Origin of the sequence: Variovorax sp. YR750 (assembly GCF_900109805.1) — a bacterium.
GTDB lineage: Bacteria > Pseudomonadota > Gammaproteobacteria > Burkholderiales > Burkholderiaceae_C > Variovorax > Variovorax gossypii.
On the sequence record NZ_FOBJ01000013.1, the window covers coordinates 45,536 to 61,842 of the forward strand.

Here is a 16,307-nt window from a genome sequence, read left to right on the forward strand (position 1 = left end):
CCAGTCTAGCGCGCCGGCCGCTTCGCCGGGCATGGGGCATGCCTGAGGGTTTTAGGCGGCTCACGCACAATCGTCCCCATGCAACGCACCGTGATCCTTGCCTCTACCTCGCGCTACCGCCGCGAACTGCTCACCCGCCTGCGCCTGCCCTTCGACGTGCACTCGCCGGAGGTAGACGAAACCCCGCTGTCCGGCGAAACACCGCACGACCTCGCCCTGCGCCTCGCACTGGAGAAAGCCAACGCCGTGGCTGTCCGCTTCCCTGAAGCCGTCGTCATCGGCTCCGACCAGGTGGCCGACCTCGCCGGAGAAGCGCTCGGCAAGCCCGGCGACCACGCCCGGGCCACCGCCCAGCTGCGCCGCATGCGCGGCCAGACGCTGATCTTCCAGACGGCCGTGGCCGTCGTCTGCAAGGCCACCGGCTTCGTCCAGCGCGACATCGCGCCCGTGCGCGTGGTGTTCCGCGACCTCAGCGACGCGGCCATCGAGCACTACCTGCAGGCCGAGCAGCCCTACGACTGTGCCGGCAGCGCCAAGAGCGAAGGCCTGGGCATTGCCCTGCTGGACTCCATCGACAGCGACGACCCGTCCGCCCTGGTCGGCCTGCCGCTGATACGAACCAGCCGGATGCTGCGCGCCGCGGGAGTCGACCTCCTATGACCCAGCAGGAAAAAGGAAAGCTCTATCTCGTCCCCGCGCCGCTCGACTTCGGCTGCGAAGCGCAAGCCCCGCTGCAGGACGCGCTGCCGCTCGGCACGCTGCAGACGGCCGCCGGCATCACGCACTGGATCTGCGAGAACGCGAAATCCGCGCGCGCCTACCTGAAGCGCATCGACGCCGTCGCGCCGATCGCCGCGCCCCTGCAGGCGCAGAACATCCAGGAATTGCCGCGCGAAGTGCACAAGAAGGGCGACCACACCGGCCATTTCGACGCCCGCCCCCTTCTGGCCGCCGCACTCGAGGGCCACGACGTCGGCCTTCTGAGCGAAGCCGGCATGCCGGCCGTGGCCGATCCGGGCTCGTCGGTGGTGCGCGCCGCGCACGAACTCGGCCTTGTCGTGGTGCCGCTGACCGGCCCCGTCTCGCTGCTGCTCGCGCTGGCCGCGAGCGGACTCAACGGCCAGAACTTCGCCTTCGTCGGCTACCTGCCGCAGGACGCCGGCGAGCGCCAGGCCCGCATCCGCGAGTTGGAGGCGCTGGCACTCAAATCGGGCCAGACGCAGCTTTTCATTGAGACGCCCTATCGCAATGCAGCCCTGCTGCAGGCACTGGTGCAGACGCTGCAGCACAACACCCGCCTCGCCGTGGCGCGCGGACTGACGCTCGCCAGCGCCCACGTGCGCAGCGAGACGGTCAAGTCCTGGCGCGCCGCGAAGCCCCAGGCCACGACAGACGAACGCCTGCCCGCAGTGTTCGCGATCGGCCGCTGACGATGGTGGCCATTACCGCAGCCACGCGCTGGGCATCGCGCGCGCAGTTCTTCGCAGCCGGCTTCATCTTCGCGACCTGGGGCGTGCACGTGCCCACGGTCAAGGCGCACTACGGTATCGACGAGGCACAGCTCGGCCTGGCCATGCTCGCAGCCGGCGCCGGCGCCATGTTCGGCCTGACCAGCGCGGGCCGCTGGATCGGCCGCCACGGCCCGCGCCGCGTGGCCGGCATCTGCGGCACCGTCTATGCGCTGCTGCTGGCCGGCCTGATCGTCATGCCGGGCTATGCCGCCCTGCTGCTCCTGCTGGCCGCCTTCGGCCTCGTGACCAGCGTGTTCGACGTGTCCATCAACACCGAGGCGGCACAGCTCGAACTGCACGGCGACACGCCGCTGATGAGCGGCATGCACGGCATGTTCAGCCTCGGCGGCATGGCCGGCGCCGCCAGCGGCAGCGCCGCGCTCGCGGCCGGCCTGGGTGCGCAGGCGCACCTGCTGCTGGTCGCGGCCACGATGATGCTGCTCGTCGCCCTGGCCTCGCTGCGCATGCTGCCCAGGCCCGCCACCAGCGGCGCCACCGAAGTCGACCATGGCTTCCTGCTGCCCCGAGGCACGCTCGCGGTGCTGGGCGTGCTTGCTGCGCTCGGCCTGATCGCCGAAGGCGCGATCTACGACTGGAGCGTGCTCTACATGCAGCAGGAGATCGGCAGTCCGCAGCAACAGGCCGCGCTGGCCTACGCGAGCTTCTCGGCCGCGATGGCTGCCGCGCGCTTCGGCGGTGACGCGCTGCGCGCCCGCTTCTCGCCGGCTGCGTTGCTGCTCGGCAGCGGCTTGCTGGCGGCGGTGTCCATGGCGCTGGTGCTCATCACCGACCTGCCCTGGCTCGCGCTGGTCGGTTTTGCCGGCGTGGGTGTCGGCTTCGCGAACGTGGTGCCGATCCTGTTCTCCGCCTCGGCGAAGGTGCCAGGCATCGAGCCCGCGCGCGGCATCGCGTCAGTCTCGGCCGTGGCCTATCTGGGGTTCATGGCAGGCCCGGCCGTGATCGGGCTGCTGGCGCGGGCGACCTCGCTGACGGCCGCGCTCTATGTGGTCGTAGTGTTCGCCGCGGCGCTGGCGGCATCGGCGCGCTACACCGCCGGCAGCAACCACAGTAGATAAGAGAGACGCCGGATCTTTCTCGAAACACCGAGGAACCGGCTTCGCCGGGCCTCCGGTGTTGCCCCCTGCAAAGGAAAAGGCGTGCGAAACCTGGAGGCTTACCTCAGTGCCGGCGTGGTGTGCATCAAGCGCACAGTGGTCTCGGCCATCGCCGCGCCGAACTTCTTGGCCAGCTTCTCGGCCACGTTGTCGCGCCGGGTGTAGTCGATCACCTCTTCGGCCTTGATGACCTCGCGCGCCACGTAGTCGACATTGCCGAGCTGGTCGGCCAGGCCGTACTCGACGGCCTGCTCGCCGCTCCAGAAGAGGCCGCTGAACAGGCCGGGCGTGTCGAGCTTCAGGCGATCGCCGCGGCCGGTCTTCACCACGTTGATGAACTGCGCGTGGATCTGGTTGAGCATGGTCTGCGCGTGCGCGCGCTGCGCGTCGCTCATCGGGCTGAACGGATCGAGAAAGCCCTTGTTCTCGCCGGCCGTCAGCAGGCGGCGCTCGACGCCCACCTTTTCCATCACGCCGGTGAAGCCGAAGCCGTCCATCAGCACGCCGATGCTGCCGACGATGCTGGCCTTGTCGACGTAAATTTTGTCGGCCGCCGCGGCAATGTAGTACGCCGCCGAGGCGCAGGTCTCCTCGACCACCGCATACACCGGCTTCTTGTACTTGGCCTTCAGGCGCTTGATCTCGTCATTGATGATGCCGGCCTGCACCGGGCTGCCGCCGGGCGAGTTGATCAGCAGGACCACGCCCTTGGCGCCCTCGTCCTCGAAGGCCGTCTTCATCGCGGCGACCACGAACTCGGCACTCGCGTCGCCGCCGTTGGCGATTTCGCCCTTGATCTCGACGACGGCCGTGTGGGCCGTGCTCTTTGCCGCGCTCGGCGTGCTGCGTGAGAACGCGGCCCAGGCCAGGAAGACGAAGAAGGCCAGCCATGCCAGGCGCGTGAAGGTCTTCCAGCGGCGCGCGGCCTTCTGTTCATTCAGCGATGCGAAGGCGAGCTTCTCGAGGGTGGCGCGCTCCCAACCGGGACGCTGCGTGGGATCTTTGGCCATGTTCGTGGAAGGGGCCCGCTCAAATGGTTCGAATCCCGAGGGTTCGGTTCGGTTCGGGTCGGTCATGTCAGAAAGTCAGGGGGTGAAGGTTCCAGTCAGTATGCCAGTGCACCACGCCGTCATGCTCGCTCAGCGCGATCTTCACGAGGCCGCCGCGGCACGGGCCACCCGCGCACTCACCAGTGTCGGGCCTGTAGACCGCGCCGTGCGTCGCGCACAGCAGCCACTGGCCGGTGTCGTCGAAGAAGCGGTCGGGCTGGAAGTCGAGCTCCATCGCGACATGGCTGCAACGGTTCAGGAACGCATGCGGCTGGCCCTCGAAGCGTATGGCGAAGGCCCGGCAGGTCTCTCCGCCGTAGACCACGTCGAAAGGTACCGCCAGGCCGCCTTCGGCCAGGTCGGAGGCGTTGCACAGCGGAATGCGTTGCTGATCGCTCATGGCGGCATCTTCAGTTTCAGGCGTTGTCGAGGAGCCAGCTTTCCAGGTCGGCGACCGAGTGCGCGACGTGCAGCGGCTTGAATTCGTCGAAGCTCGCCGGCTCGTGCGCGCCGTAGCTCACGCCGACGCAGGCGCAGCCGGCGTTCTGCGCGAGCTGCAGGTCGTGCGTGGTGTCGCCGATCATCAGGGTGCGCTCGGGCGGCACGTCGAGTTCTTCCATCAGCTCCAGCAGCATGCGTGGATGCGGCTTGCCGAAGGTTTCGTCGGCGGTGCGCGAGGCGTCGAAGCGGTCGCGCAGCGCGACGGACTTCAGCGCCTCGTTGAGGCCGCGACGCGACTTGCCGGTGGCCACGGCCAGCTTGTGGTCGCGCGCGCGCAACGCATCGAGCATCTGCAGCACGCCGTCGAACAGCACGAGGTCGTCCTGGTGCTGCAGGTAGTGATAGCGGTAGCGCGCGCCGAGCTCGGGGTATTTCTCCTTCGGCACGTCGGGCGCCGCGCGCGCGAGAGCCTCTGCCAGGCCGAGGCCGATCACCCAGGCTGCGTCGTTCTCGCTCGGCTTGGCGCCGCCGACGTCGATCACCGCCGCCTGGATGCAGCGCACGATCAGGCGGGTGGAGTCATAGAGCGTGCCGTCCCAGTCGAATGCGATCAGGTCGAAGCGTAGGGGTCTGTTTGAATCAGTCATGGGCCGTGGGTGTGGGGTGTTGGGCCATCGCCTCGAGGGCGGCGGGAGGCATCAGCGCGAGCAGTTCGGGCGGCAGGCCGGCCTGCAGCGCCACGCGTTCGCCGCTGGCCGGGTGATTGAACTGCAGCCGCCAGGCATGCAGGAACATGCGCCGGAGCCCGAGCTTGTGAAACGCGCGCTGGCGTCCGGATTCGCCGTATTTGTCGTCGCCCGCGATCGGATGACCGGCCGAGGCGAGGTGGACTCTGATCTGGTGCGTGCGGCCGGTCTTGATCGTCACCGCCAGCAGCGACATCGGCGATGCGTCTCCCGGCAGCGAAAGCCGCGCCAGCACCCGCACCAGCGTGACGGCGCGCATGGCGTCGGGGTGGTCCTTGGCGACCACGCGCACGCGGCGCTCACCCGCGCCGGCCGAGCCGTCGGGCAGCAGGTACCTGGCGAGCGGGGCGTCGAGCACCTTCTTGTTGGCCGGCCAGTCGCCTTCGACCAGCGCCAGGTAGGTCTTGCCGGTCTCGCGCTCGCGGAACTGGTCCTGCAGCGAGACCAGCGCGCTGCGCTTCTTGGCCACCAGCAGGATGCCGGAGGTCTCGCGGTCGAGCCGGTGCACCAGCTCCAGGAATTTCGCCCCGGGCCGCGCGGTGCGCAGTTGCTCGATCACGCCGAAGCTCACGCCGCTGCCGCCGTGGACGGCCACGCCGGCCGGCTTGTCGACGGCCAGGAGGGCCTCGTCTTCGAGCAGCACCGGGAATTCGCGCGCCGGCGCGGGCGGGGCCGCGCCCTCCTCCGCGCGCTGGGAAATGCGGATCGGCGGCAGCCGCAGGACGTCACCGGCCTCGATGCGGGTCTCGGCCTGCACCCGGCCCTTGTTGATGCGCACCTCGCCCGACCGGATGATCCGGTAGACGTGCGTCTTCGGAACGCCTTTCAGATGGCGGAAAAGGAAGTTGTCCAGCCGCTGCCCGGCGGATTCGGCGTCGACCGTGAGGAATCTGATGGCCGAATGCGGCGCCACCGGCTCTCCGGAGGCCTCGGGGCCTGCGGGATTTCGAGCAGCCGCGGGGCTTTGCTTCGCACCTATAATGTTTTTCACCAGCGCGGTCGTGTAAGTGCTTGATTAGACAGAAGTTTAGTCCACTGCCATCAAATACCCAGGGCGGCGTTGGGAGGTCGATGCCGCTTTGGCGCCGAGCTGCAAACCCCGCGCAACCGCGCAAAGTGGCAGACCAGGCGTCCAAGTCAAGCCGACACCCACGAAACACCGATACGGAATACCCCAGCCTGCAGCTTCCAAGCTGCCGGCGGATCGAAGCGAGTCCCTTGTTGTGTTGATGCTGCTGATTCGAATGTGCCTGCACTGGCTCCTGCCAGTGGCTTCGGGCATTGGATCATCCGCAGCGCGAGTCATCCTCGCGCAACCTGCTATCGAAAAGATAGCCACCCAACACCGAATCTGGCTCGCGCCCATCCACGCGCCCCCACCCCGGCTGTCTTCTTGAGCTAACGCTCGAGGAGCCTGCCCGCGCCTTGCGCGGCAGTGACAGCATCCGGGGCCCAAGCGGCAATTCCCTGGTTTCGCGGGCGTCGTCCGTGCATCGTTGGCTCGTCAAGGGCCTGTAGAACGATACATATAAGGACAACGCATCATGAAGCGGATGCTGATCAATGCCACGCAGGCCGAAGAACGCCGCCTGGCAATCGTCGACGGGCAGAAACTGCTCGACTACGAAATCGAAATCGAAGGGCGCGAACAGCGCAAGGGCAACATCTACAAGGCGGTCGTGACCCGCGTCGAGCCTTCGCTCGAAGCCTGTTTCGTCGACTACGGCGAAGACCGCCACGGCTTCCTGCCGTTCAAGGAAATCTCCAAGCAGTACTTCGCCGAAGGCGTGTCGGCCAGCCAGGCCCGCATCCAGGACGCGATCCGCGAAGGCCAGGAACTCACCGTCCAGGTCGAAAAGGAAGAGCGCGGCAACAAGGGCGCGGCCCTCACCACCTTCATCTCGCTGGCCGGCCGCTACGTCGTGCTGATGCCGAACAACCCCCGTGGCGGCGGCGTCTCGCGCCGCATCGAGGGCGACGACCGCGCCGAACTCAAGGAGGCGATGGACCAGCTCGAGTACCCGAAGGGCATGAGCATCATCGCGCGCACCGCCGGCATCGGCCGCTCGGCGCCCGAACTCCAGTGGGACCTGAACTACCTGCTCAAGCTCTGGAGCGCCATCGACGGCGCCGCCAAGGGCGGCAAGGGCGCCTTCCTGATCTACCAGGAATCCTCGCTCGTCATCCGCGCCATCCGTGACTACTTCAATCACGACATCGGCGACATCCTGATCGACACCGACGACATCTACGACCAGGCGCAGCAGTTCATGGCGCACGTCATGCCCGAGCATGCCTCGCGCGTGAAGCGCTACCGCGACGACGCGGCGCTGTTCAGCCGCTTCCAGATCGAGCACCAGATCGAGTCGGCCTACGCCCGCACCGTGCAGCTGCCCTCGGGCGGCGCCATCGTGATCGACCACACCGAGGCGCTGGTCTCGGTCGACGTGAACTCGGCCCGCGCCATCAAGGGCGGCGACATCGAAGAGACCGCCACCCGCACCAACCTCGAAGCCGCCGACGAAGTGGCCCGCCAGATGCGCCTGCGCGACCTGGGCGGCCTGATCGTCATCGACTTCATCGACATGGACGAGTCGAAGAACCGCCGCGAAGTCGAAAGCCGCCTGCGCGACGCGCTGCGGCAAGACCGCGCCCGCGTGCAGTTCGGCTCGATCAGCAAGTTCGGCCTGATGGAAATGAGCCGCCAGCGCCTGAAGCCCGCGCTGAGCGAAGGCTCGTCGATCCCCTGCCCCCGTTGCGGCGGTTCGGGCCACATTCGCGACACCGAATCGAGCGCGCTGCAGATCCTGCGCATCATTCAGGAAGAGTCCATGAAGGACAACACCGCCGCCGTGCACGTGCAGGTGCCGGTGGAAGTGGCCTCGTTCCTGCTGAACGAGAAGCGCACCGAGATCGCCAAGATCGAGCTCAAGCAGCGCGTGAGCGTGCTGATGGTGCCCAACAAGACGCTCGAAACGCCGAACTACAAGCTCGAGCGCCTGAAGCACGACGACCCGCGCCTCGACCACATCGAGGCCAGCTACAAGATGGCCGACGAGATCGAGGATCCGACCTCGGTCACGCGCCGCTCGCAGGAGCCCACCAACAAGCAGACGCCTGTCATCAAGGGCGTGCTGCCCGACGCGCCGGCTCCCGTGGTGCCGCCCAAGCCCGAAGCCGTGCGCGCTCCTGCCGCACCGGCACCGGACGCACCGCCCGTGGTGAGCGCGCCGGTTCCGGCGCAGACCGGCTTCTTTGCCTGGATCAAGAACCTGTTCGGCGGCACGCCGGCTCCTGCCGCCGCGCCCGCACCGGCCCCCATCCCGGTCGAGGCACCGAAGCCCCGCCGCGACGGTCGCCCCGGCCGTGACGGCGAAGCACGCGGCGGCGCGCGCGACGGCGAACAGCGCCGTGGCGGCCGCAACGGCGAAGGCCGCGGTGAAGGCCGTGGCGAGAACGGCGGACGCCAGGGCGGCCGCGACGGCGAACAACGCCGCGGTGGCCGTGGCGGCGAGCGCCGTGAAGGTCGCGGCGAGGGCCGTGGCAACGAACAGCGCAACGAGCAACGCAACGAAGGCGCCAACAACCAGCAGCGCGAACAACGCGAGCCGCGTGAAGCGCGCGCCCCGCGCGACGGCGAGCAGCGCCGCAACGGACGCGGCGAGCGCCGCGAAGGCGAAGGTCGCGAAGGCCGCAACAGCGTGCTGCCGGCCGAGGCGCTCGACGGCGTCAACCTCGAAGCCCAGCAACTGGCCGGCGCCGCTGCAGGCGACGAAGGCAACACGGCTGAACGCGCACCGCGCGCCCGTGGCGAGCGTCGCGAACGCGGCGAGCGCAATGAGCGCAATGAGCGCGGCGAACGTGGCGAGCGTGGTGAGCGCAATGCCGCCGAAGCCGGCGAAGGCTCCCCACAAGGCGAGCAGCGCCAGCCCCGCAACGGCCGCGACGAGCAGCGCGGACCGCGTGGCGACCGCAACGACCGCAACGACGGTCGCCGCGAACGCCGCAACGACGCCGTGCAAGCCGAAGCGGATGCACGCGGCGCCGAAGCCGCCGCAGCCGATGTCGAACAAGGCAGCGAAGCTGCCATCAACGGCAGCGGCGAACAGGCACCGCGCCGCGACGGCGAAGAGCGCCGCGGCCGTTCGCGCGACCGCTACGGCCGCGACCGCCGCGAGCGTGGTCCGCGCGAAGAAGGCGATGCAGGCGCAGCAACGGCTGGCGAAGGCTTCTCTTCGCAAGAGCCCCAGCAGCAACTGCCGCTGGCGTCCGAGCGCGTCGAGGCTGTCGAAGCCGTTGCCGTCGCCACGGAAGTCCGCGAGGCACCGCAGCAGCAGGTTCGCGCCGAGCGCCCCGCGCCGGTCGTCGCAGTTGCAGCAACTGCCGAGCAGATCGTGGTCGCCGAAAGCGCCGCCGCTGCCAAGGCACCCGCAGTCGCCAACGGCCGCGCGCTGCCCAAGGTCCAGCCTTTCGAACTGCCGCTGGCCGAGCTCGCGCAGATCGCCGAGAGCTCGGGCCTGCAGTGGGTCAACTCGGACGCCGAGCGCATCGCCCAGGCGCGCGCCGCCATCGAGGCGGAGCCGAAGCCGGTGCACGTGCCGCGCGAGCGCCCGCCGGTGGTCGTGCTCGACGAAGGTCCGCTGGTGCTGGTCGAAACCCGCCGCGACCTCGGTTCGATGTCGCTGCCGTTCGAGCAGCAGCAACAAGGGCAGCGTCCGCTCTGAGCGACGCCCCCTCGCAAATGAAAACGGCGCCTCCGGCGCCGTTTTTTTATGCCCCGCTAAACCTTGTCGCGTGCCGGTAGCTCCGGCATCTCCAGGATCAGCTCGCCGAACCTGCAGGCGCACTCGGTCCTGCCGTTCTCGCTCCAGATCAGCGAGAAATCCACGCTGGGCAATGACGGCAATCCGTAGCGGCCGTCGACGATCTTCATGCCCGGTTCCACGTCCTCGCGCGTGAGCACCGTGACGGCCAGCCCCGCCAGCACTGCAGCGCGAATGCCGTGCTGGCTCGCCGAAGTGAAGACCACGTGCCAGTCGCGCGGCGTGGCGTCCAGCGCCCCGGCCGCCACCTCGCGGTTGACGCAAGGCTTCGGAAAGAAGGCCAGCGGCAGCGATGCGCCCGGCTTCGGCTCGAAGCATTCGGCCGCCGCCCACACCAGCTGCGTGCGACGCAGGCGCGTGCCCTCCTCGCAGCCGGGCGGCGACATCACCACCGCCAGGTCGAGCTCGCCCGCGCGGATCATGGCGCGGAAGTCGAGGTGCATGCTCACGCTGACCTCCATGCGCGTGGCGGGAAACGAGCGCGCGAACTGCGAGAGCAGCGGCGGCAGCCGCTCGCCCATGAAGGTGTCGGGCGCGCCGAAGCGCACCACGCCCGCGATCGGCGACGGCTGGAAGCGCCGCGTCATCGCGTCGAGCGTCTCGAGGATCTGCTGTGCGTAGCGGAGAAAGTCCTCGCCGTCCTCCGTCACCGTGAGGCGGCGCGTCGTGCGATGCAGCAGCGGCCGGCCCACCTGCTCCTCGAGCCGCCGGATCTGGTGGCTCACGGCCGACTGCGTCAGGTGCAGCCGCTGGGCGGCGCGCGTGAAGCCGCCGGTTTCCTTGACGGCAACGAAGGCGCGCAACAGTGCGGGGTCGAAATCCATGGCAACAGATAAATGATGACTGTTCATGGATTCTAGGAAATTAAATCATTTCCATCATGAAGAGGCTTTCCCCAGAATCGCCCGGACTTCCCGACCAGGGACTCTTCGAAAGACTCAGATGCCTCTCTCCCACACCGGCAAGAACCGCGTCGCGCTGGCCGCGATCTGCCTCATTGCCATGATGTTCGGCCTGGAGATCTCCAGCGTGCCGGTCATTCTTCCCACGCTCGAGAAAACACTGCATGGCGACTTCAGCGACATGCAGTGGATCATGAACGCCTACACCATCGCCTGCACCACGGTACTGATGGGCGCCGGCACGCTGGCCGACCGCTATGGCCGCAAGCGCATCCTCGTCGTCAGCGTGGTGCTGTTCGGCCTCACTTCGCTGGCCTGCGGGCTCGCGCAGAACGCAGCGGTGCTGATCGTCGCGCGCTTCCTCCAGGGCCTGAGCGGCGGCACCATGCTGATCTGCCAGCTCGCGGCGCTCTCGCACCAGTTCCAGCAGGGCAAGGAGCGCAGCCGGGCCTTCGCCACCTGGGGCGTGGTCTTCGGCATGGGCCTGGGTTTCGGGCCGATCATCGGCGGCGCGATCGCGGCGCTGTCGAGCTGGCAGTGGGTGTTTTTGGTCCATGCACCGCTGGCCGTGCTGGCGGTGGTCCTCGTGCTCGGCAGCGTGCAGGAGTCGCGCGACCCCGACGCGCAGCGGCTCGACCTGCCCGGCATCGTCACGCTGTCGCTCGCGGTGCTGGGCCTGACCTGCTTCATCACGCAGGGGCCGGGCCTGGGCTTCTCGAGTCCGCCGGCCATCGGCATCGCGGTCGCGTCGGCCGCGAGCTTCGTTCTCTTCCTGTGGGTGGAGAAGATCAACCCGCACCCGATGTTCGACTTCTCGGTCTTCAGGATCCGCAACTTCTCGGGCTCGATCATCGGCTCCATCGGCATGAACTTCAGTTTCTGGCCGTTCATGATCTACCTGCCGATCTACTTCCAGGGCGCGCTGGGCTACGACGCGGTCGTCGCCGGCTCGGCGCTGCTGGCCTACACGCTGCCCACGCTGGTGCTGCCGCCGCTGGCCGAACGGCTCTCGCTGCGCTACCGCCCGGGCATCGTCATTCCCGCGGGCCTGTTCGTGATCGGGCTCGGCTTCATCGCGATGCGCTACGGCAGCGGCATAGCCCACGCGAGCTGGATGACGATGCTGCCGGGCTGCCTGCTGGCCGGCATCGGGTTGGGCCTGACCAACACGCCCGTCACCAACACCACCACCGGCTCGGTGCCGAGCGCACGCGCGGGCATGGCGTCGGGCATGGACATGAGCGCGCGGCTCATCACGCTGGCCATCAACATCGCGCTGATGGGCTTCGTGCTGCTCGAAGGCGTTCATGCGCATCTGCGCGGCGCGCTTTCCGCATCGCTCGACGCGCTCCAGCTGCGCTCGCTGGCGGAGAAGATCGCGGCCGGCAGCTTCTCGTCGCTTGCGGATGGCTTCCCGGTGCTGTCGCAGGCCGACCCGTCGGGCGCCACGGTGCATGCGGCGCTGGTGCATGGCTTCGGGCTGGTGATGCTCTACGGCGGCGTCGGCGTGTGGGTGCTGGCCGGCATCAGCTGGCTCGTCTTCGGCAGCGGAAAGCAGTCGACGCAACCAGCGCCGGGCCTGAAAAAGCCCGCGTGCCCCTGAAGAGCCCGACGGAGACTCAGCTGTTCTCGACCTGAGCCGCGCGCTTCCAGGCCTCGGCTGCCTGCTCGGCGTCGTCGCGGTCTTCGGCCAGCTTGGCGAGCGCCAGCCAGGCACGGCGATACAGCTCCGTGTCCTGCAGCCCGAGCCCGGCCTGCATCAGCAGCTGCTGTGCCTTGCCCCAGAGCTGGCGCTTCATGCAGGCCATGCCGGCGAGGTACTGCAGATTCGGGTCGCGCGGGTTGTTGCGCTGCGCGGCCTCGATGCGCGCCAGCCATTCGGCGTCCACGGAGTCGAGCCCCGCTTCGAGCGCGCGCGCCAGCTTGACGCGCAATGCGTCGCCCAGGCCGCGCGGATTGGCCACCATGCGCTCCCACGCCGGCAGGAGCCAGCCGCGCGCAAGGGCGAGGTCTCCACGCAGGGCGACCATGCGCTGGGCAGCGTGGATCGCCACCTCGGGCATCTCGCGCTCGTTGGCGTCGAGTTCGCTCCACGCACGCAGCAGTTGCGCAGGGTCGTGCGCGCCCGACAGCAGCTCGGTGGCGAGGCCGCGCACGATGCTCTGCGCAGCCGCTTCCGAGAAGGCGCGGTGCTTGGCCAGCAGGCGCGCGGTTTCGAGTGCTTCGAGCGTGCGGCGATCCTGGCGAGCCGCCTTCAGACGCAGGCGCAATGCGAGCGTGCGGCGCTGCGCGCCCTGCGGCAGCTCTTCGAGCCGTGCGAGCGCGGCGGCCGCGTCGCGGTCTTCGAGCGCCCAGCGCGCCGCGCGCAGCTGCACGCCTTCGCGCGTCTCGGGGCTGGCGAGCACGGTGCGGTCCACGCTCTCGTTGAGGGCCTGCTGAAGATGCGCGTCGCGCGCCGCCTTGTCCTGCAGCGCCTGCGCGCTCTCGGCAGCGAGCAGGTGCGAAAGCACGCGCACCTGCTGCGCCTGCGGCAGGCTGGCGCCGAGCGCGGCCAATGTCTTTTCCTGCGTGAGCGCGGCCTGCGCAGCCTTGCGCGCACGCGAGAAGCGGCCGGAGATCAGCTGCACCATCGCGTCGAGCAGGGCCGCATGCAGCGTGCGTTCCTTCTGCTGCAGGCGCCACTGGCGCGCCTGCGTCGGCAGCGAGAACAGCGCCGCGAGCGCCCGCAATGCCGCATGCAGCAGCACGAAGGCCACCAGCAGGATCACGAGCACGAGGTTCAGCGAAAGATCGACGCGCCACGGCGGCCAGAACACGGTGATCGTGCCCTGGTTGTTGCCTGCGAACAGTGCGACTGCCGCTGCGACGGCGAAAAGGGCGAGGAGCCAGATTGCTGCGCGCATGGATGTCCGATCAGCGTCCTGCCGCTGCGGTGGCAAGTGCCGACAGCGTGTCGTCGATGCGGACCGGCTCGGTCGTCTTCACCAGGGACTGCAGCTGCTGCAGCAGCGTGGCCGCGGCCTGGGTGCGGCGCGACGCGGGGTCGAAATAACGGTTGAGCGAAGCCGTTACCTGCGACAGCTCGCTGCGCGTGGCTTCCATCTGCCGCGACAGCAGCGACAGGCGCGCATTGAGCAGCTTGAGCTTGAGGTTCTCGCGCAGGAAATACGACTGCTCGGGCGCCAGCAGGATCGCCTCGGGGCTCTGGATGCGGCCCACGCGCACCAGCGAGCGCGCCTCGCCGCGCACCGTGAGCAGCACGCGGCGCCACCACGGCGCGTCGGCCGGAATGGGCTCGGCCTGCCAGGCGTTGGTGCCGGTGCCGCGAACGGCCACCGCGTTGAGCGTGGGCAGGTCGTCCACGTTGCGCATCAGCTCGTCGAGCTTCTGCAGCGCCTCGCCGCCGTCGTTGCTGGTGCTGACCCGCAGACGATCCGCGTCGCGCTGCATGGCCCGCTGCAGGGGTGCGAGCCGCGGCTGCGCGGCGCGTGCGATGCGGGTGTCGCCGGCCTTCAGCGCGGCCAGCAAGGGCTCGACGCTGCCGGTGACCTGCGCCTGCTGCAGGGCCAGGCGCACGGCCGAGTCGATGTCGACCACGAGGTTCTCGTCGCGCGAACGCGAGAGGCTTTGGATGAGTTCCTCGAGCTGCGAGCGCTGCAGCGCGATCTCGGTCACGCGGGTCTCGACCAGCGCCACGCGGGCCGATGCGTCGCGCACCGTGTCGCTCGCCTGGCGTGCCAGCGTGCGCGCCTCCATCGACTGCGCGATGGCGTCGGCGCTCTGGCGCGCGAGCTGTTCCTTCATGCCGCCGACCTTCTGCCACAGCGCGATCGACATCAGCAATGCGGCCAGCGCCACGAGGGCGACGAGGGCGAATCCGATGCGGGAGAGAAGCAGTGCTCCGGCGGCCTGCGCGGCAGGTGTCTGGTGGGGTGCCAGCGGGGCTGGCACCGGCGCCGTGGCAGCGGATGGGGAAGATGGAAGATCGTCTGTGGGGGACGCGGCGCTCATGCCAAGGATTCTATAGACGCGACCAACGCCTCCAGCAGCGGTGTGCATACACGCAACGTCCCGAAACCCGCTGCCCGCGCGGCTTCGCCGATGCGCGCATGCGTGGCGACCGCGCTCGCGGCATGCCACTGCACGCCGGGCATCGCGCGCTGCAGATTGCCGATGGCTTCGGAGCTGCTGAAGAGCCAGATCGCGCGGCCTTCGGCGCCGTCGATGGCGAGCTTGCGTTGTACGACGTCCAGCGACGGCTGCAGCCGGCGATAGGCCACCACCGTGTCGCGACGACCGCCCGCGGCATCGACCTCATTGGCCAGCCAGTCGCGTCCCGCGGGTCGCCCGGCTTCGTCGCCGCCGCGCACGATCAGCACGCGAACGCCCGTCGACACCTGCGCGTGGACGCGTTCCCACAGCGCCTCGGAATCGAAGCGCGTGGCCTCGGGCGGCGGCGCGTCGATGGACTCCGGCGGCACGCCGGCACGCAGCAAGGCGCGCTTGGTGCCAGGGCCCGTGGCCCAGAAGCGGCAACCGGCCTGCGAATCGGCGGTGCCCCTGTGCTGGAAGAAATGCTCGACGGCCGTGGCGCTCACGAACATCAGCGCGGCGTAGTCCGCGAGCTTCCGCCATGCCGTGCGCAGCGGCTCGATGTCCGTGGCGGGCTCGATCACGATGAGCGGCAGCGCCACCGCATCGAGCCCCGCACCGCGCAGGTCGCTCACCCATTGCGCGGCCTCGCGCGCCGGCCGCGTGACGATGACGGGACGGCCGGTCATACGATGACCACCGGTATCAGTGGGCCCCGGCGGCACGCAGCAGCGCCGCGGCATGCTCGCCGAGCGCGTCGGCTTCGGCGAAGTCGCCGGCCTGCGCCAGCGCATGCACCTTCACCAGCGGCACATTGCCTTCCGGGTCGCCCCAGGCGGCATCGATGCGCAGCGCACCGTCGGCCTGCCAGCGGGCATGGGCCGCCAGCGGCATGGAGCAGCTGCCGCCCATGGCTCGGCTCACGGCGCGCTCGGCGGCGGTGGAAAGCCAGTCGCCCCTGTGGGCCAGCGAGCCCAGCAGTTCGATGAGGTCCTTGCGGTCGGCGCGCACCTCGATGCCGAGCGCGCCCTGCCCGGCGGCGGGCAGCATGGTGTCGGCGTCGAAGGCCACGCGGATGCGGCTTTCCAGCCCCAGCCGCTTGAGACCGGCAGCGGCCAGCACGATGGCGTCGTACTGCCCTTCGTCGAGCTTGCGCAGCCGGGTGTCGAGGTTGCCGCGCAGCGGTTCGATGCGCAGGTCGGGCCGCAGCGCGCGCAGAAGCGCCATGCGGCGCAGGCTGGAAGTGCCGACGACAGCGCCCTGCGGCAGCGCGTCGAGCGATTCGTAACGGGGAGAGACGAGCGCGTCGCGCGGGTCCTCGCGCTCCAGCACGCAGGCCAGCACGAAGCCTTCGGGCAGGTCCATCGGCACGTCCTTCAGCGAATGGACGGCGATGTCGGCGCGCCCTTCCTCGAGCGCCAGTTCGAGCTCCTTCACGAAGAGCCCCTTGCCGCCCACCTTGCTGAGCGTGCGATCGAGGATCTGGTCGCCGGTGGTCGTAAGGCCCAGCAGGCTGACGGTGTGGCCTCTTTCTTGCAAAAGCGACTGCACGTGTTCGGCTTGCCACAGTGCCAGGCGGCTTTCGCGCGTGGCGATGACGATATTGCTCAAGACCGGTCCCAAAAGTA

General features: G+C 69.1%; 14 protein-coding genes. 5 read left to right on the top strand and 9 right to left on the bottom strand.

Going from position 1 to position 16,307, the window contains the following annotated elements:
* Positions 1 to 78 precede the first annotated feature (78 nt).
* Genes BMY35_RS24755 through BMY35_RS24765 form a run of 3 tightly spaced genes read left to right on the top strand, consistent with a single transcriptional unit; the run spans position 79 to position 2,587 of the window.
* Positions 79 to 660, top strand: a complete 582-nt coding sequence (locus BMY35_RS24755) for a Maf family nucleotide pyrophosphatase (protein WP_093205056.1) — start codon at positions 79 to 81, stop codon at positions 658 to 660.
* Positions 657 to 1,430 carry an SAM-dependent methyltransferase gene (locus BMY35_RS24760; protein ID WP_093205058.1) on the top strand — a complete coding sequence of 258 codons (774 nt, stop codon included), beginning with the start codon at positions 657 to 659 and terminating at the stop codon, positions 1,428 to 1,430. Before BMY35_RS24755 ends, BMY35_RS24760 begins: the two co-directional genes overlap by 4 nt.
* Before the next feature lie 2 nt (positions 1,431 to 1,432).
* A complete protein-coding gene (locus BMY35_RS24765; protein WP_093205060.1) occupies positions 1,433 to 2,587 on the top strand; it encodes an MFS transporter in 1,155 nt (384 codons plus the stop codon).
* 98 nt (positions 2,588 to 2,685) lie between these two features.
* Here BMY35_RS24765 and BMY35_RS24770 read toward each other — a convergent pair whose 3' ends face one another.
* From BMY35_RS24770 to BMY35_RS24785, 4 genes are read right to left on the bottom strand one after another with little or no spacing between them, the layout of a single operon-like run.
* Positions 2,686 to 3,702, bottom strand: coding sequence for a S49 family peptidase (locus BMY35_RS24770; RefSeq protein WP_093205062.1), 1,017 nt, complete (start codon positions 3,700 to 3,702; stop codon positions 2,686 to 2,688).
* A 1-nt stretch (position 3,703) separates the two neighbouring features.
* Positions 3,704 to 4,075 (bottom strand): Rieske (2Fe-2S) protein, encoded by a 372-nt coding sequence (locus BMY35_RS24775; RefSeq protein WP_093205065.1) that lies wholly within the window; start codon positions 4,073 to 4,075, stop codon positions 3,704 to 3,706.
* A 16-nt stretch (positions 4,076 to 4,091) separates the two neighbouring features.
* Positions 4,092 to 4,763, bottom strand: coding sequence for an HAD family hydrolase (locus BMY35_RS24780; protein ID WP_093205068.1), 672 nt, complete (start codon positions 4,761 to 4,763; stop codon positions 4,092 to 4,094).
* Entirely contained in the window at positions 4,756 to 5,853 is a 1,098-nt protein-coding gene (locus tag BMY35_RS24785) for an RluA family pseudouridine synthase (protein WP_093205071.1), read from the bottom strand. Before BMY35_RS24785 ends, BMY35_RS24780 begins: the two co-directional genes overlap by 8 nt.
* Positions 5,854 to 6,406: 553 nt before the next feature.
* Here BMY35_RS24785 and BMY35_RS39070 point away from each other — a divergent pair.
* Positions 6,407 to 9,586 (top strand): Rne/Rng family ribonuclease, encoded by a 3,180-nt coding sequence (locus BMY35_RS39070; RefSeq protein ID WP_093205074.1) that lies wholly within the window; start codon positions 6,407 to 6,409, stop codon positions 9,584 to 9,586.
* 56 nt (positions 9,587 to 9,642) lie between these two features.
* On the opposite strand, the gene BMY35_RS24795 is transcribed toward BMY35_RS39070, so the two are convergent.
* A complete protein-coding gene (locus BMY35_RS24795) occupies positions 9,643 to 10,509 on the bottom strand; it encodes a LysR family transcriptional regulator (protein WP_093205076.1) in 867 nt (288 codons plus the stop codon).
* 118 nt (positions 10,510 to 10,627) lie between these two features.
* On the opposite strand from BMY35_RS24795, the gene BMY35_RS24800 reads away from it, so the two are divergent.
* Positions 10,628 to 12,190 (top strand): MFS transporter, encoded by a 1,563-nt coding sequence (locus BMY35_RS24800; protein ID WP_093205078.1) that lies wholly within the window; start codon positions 10,628 to 10,630, stop codon positions 12,188 to 12,190.
* A 16-nt stretch (positions 12,191 to 12,206) separates the two neighbouring features.
* On the opposite strand, the gene BMY35_RS24805 is transcribed toward BMY35_RS24800, so the two are convergent.
* From BMY35_RS24805 to hemC, 4 genes are read right to left on the bottom strand one after another with little or no spacing between them, the layout of a single operon-like run.
* Positions 12,207 to 13,490 carry a heme biosynthesis protein HemY gene (locus BMY35_RS24805; RefSeq protein WP_093205080.1) on the bottom strand — a complete coding sequence of 428 codons (1,284 nt, stop codon included), beginning with the start codon at positions 13,488 to 13,490 and terminating at the stop codon, positions 12,207 to 12,209.
* 10 nt (positions 13,491 to 13,500) lie between these two features.
* A complete protein-coding gene (locus tag BMY35_RS24810) occupies positions 13,501 to 14,598 on the bottom strand; it encodes a uroporphyrinogen-III C-methyltransferase (protein WP_093205083.1) in 1,098 nt (365 codons plus the stop codon).
* Positions 14,595 to 15,368, bottom strand: a complete 774-nt coding sequence (locus BMY35_RS24815) for a uroporphyrinogen-III synthase (protein WP_093205086.1) — start codon at positions 15,366 to 15,368, stop codon at positions 14,595 to 14,597. The genes BMY35_RS24810 and BMY35_RS24815 overlap by 4 nt, the downstream gene beginning before the upstream one ends.
* 16 nt (positions 15,369 to 15,384) lie before the next feature.
* Positions 15,385 to 16,290, bottom strand: coding sequence for a hydroxymethylbilane synthase (gene hemC / locus BMY35_RS24820; protein ID WP_256229484.1), 906 nt, complete (start codon positions 16,288 to 16,290; stop codon positions 15,385 to 15,387).
* Positions 16,291 to 16,307 lie beyond the last annotated feature (17 nt).

What these genes read in the sequence shown, in the direction of transcription:
- BMY35_RS24770 (WP_093205062.1), bottom strand. Translation starts at nt 3,702, where the DNA reads ATGACCGACCCGAACCGAACCGAACCCTCGGGATTCGAACCATTTGAG.
- BMY35_RS24800 (WP_093205078.1), top strand. Translation starts at nt 10,628, where the DNA reads ATGCCTCTCTCCCACACCGGCAAGAACCGCGTCGCGCTGGCCGCGATC.
- BMY35_RS24805 (WP_093205080.1), bottom strand. Translation starts at nt 13,490, where the DNA reads ATGCGCGCAGCAATCTGGCTCCTCGCCCTTTTCGCCGTCGCAGCGGCA.
- BMY35_RS24795 (WP_093205076.1), bottom strand. Translation starts at nt 10,509, where the DNA reads ATGGATTTCGACCCCGCACTGTTGCGCGCCTTCGTTGCCGTCAAGGAA.
- BMY35_RS24810 (WP_093205083.1), bottom strand. Translation starts at nt 14,598, where the DNA reads ATGAGCGCCGCGTCCCCCACAGACGATCTTCCATCTTCCCCATCCGCT.
- BMY35_RS39070 (WP_093205074.1), top strand. Translation starts at nt 6,407, where the DNA reads ATGAAGCGGATGCTGATCAATGCCACGCAGGCCGAAGAACGCCGCCTG.
- BMY35_RS24775 (WP_093205065.1), bottom strand. Translation starts at nt 4,075, where the DNA reads ATGAGCGATCAGCAACGCATTCCGCTGTGCAACGCCTCCGACCTGGCC.
- BMY35_RS24755 (WP_093205056.1), top strand. Translation starts at nt 79, where the DNA reads ATGCAACGCACCGTGATCCTTGCCTCTACCTCGCGCTACCGCCGCGAA.
- BMY35_RS24815 (WP_093205086.1), bottom strand. Translation starts at nt 15,368, where the DNA reads ATGACCGGCCGTCCCGTCATCGTCACGCGGCCGGCGCGCGAGGCCGCG.
- BMY35_RS24765 (WP_093205060.1), top strand. Translation starts at nt 1,433, where the DNA reads ATGGTGGCCATTACCGCAGCCACGCGCTGGGCATCGCGCGCGCAGTTC.
- BMY35_RS24780 (WP_093205068.1), bottom strand. Translation starts at nt 4,763, where the DNA reads ATGACTGATTCAAACAGACCCCTACGCTTCGACCTGATCGCATTCGAC.
- BMY35_RS24760 (WP_093205058.1), top strand. Translation starts at nt 657, where the DNA reads ATGACCCAGCAGGAAAAAGGAAAGCTCTATCTCGTCCCCGCGCCGCTC.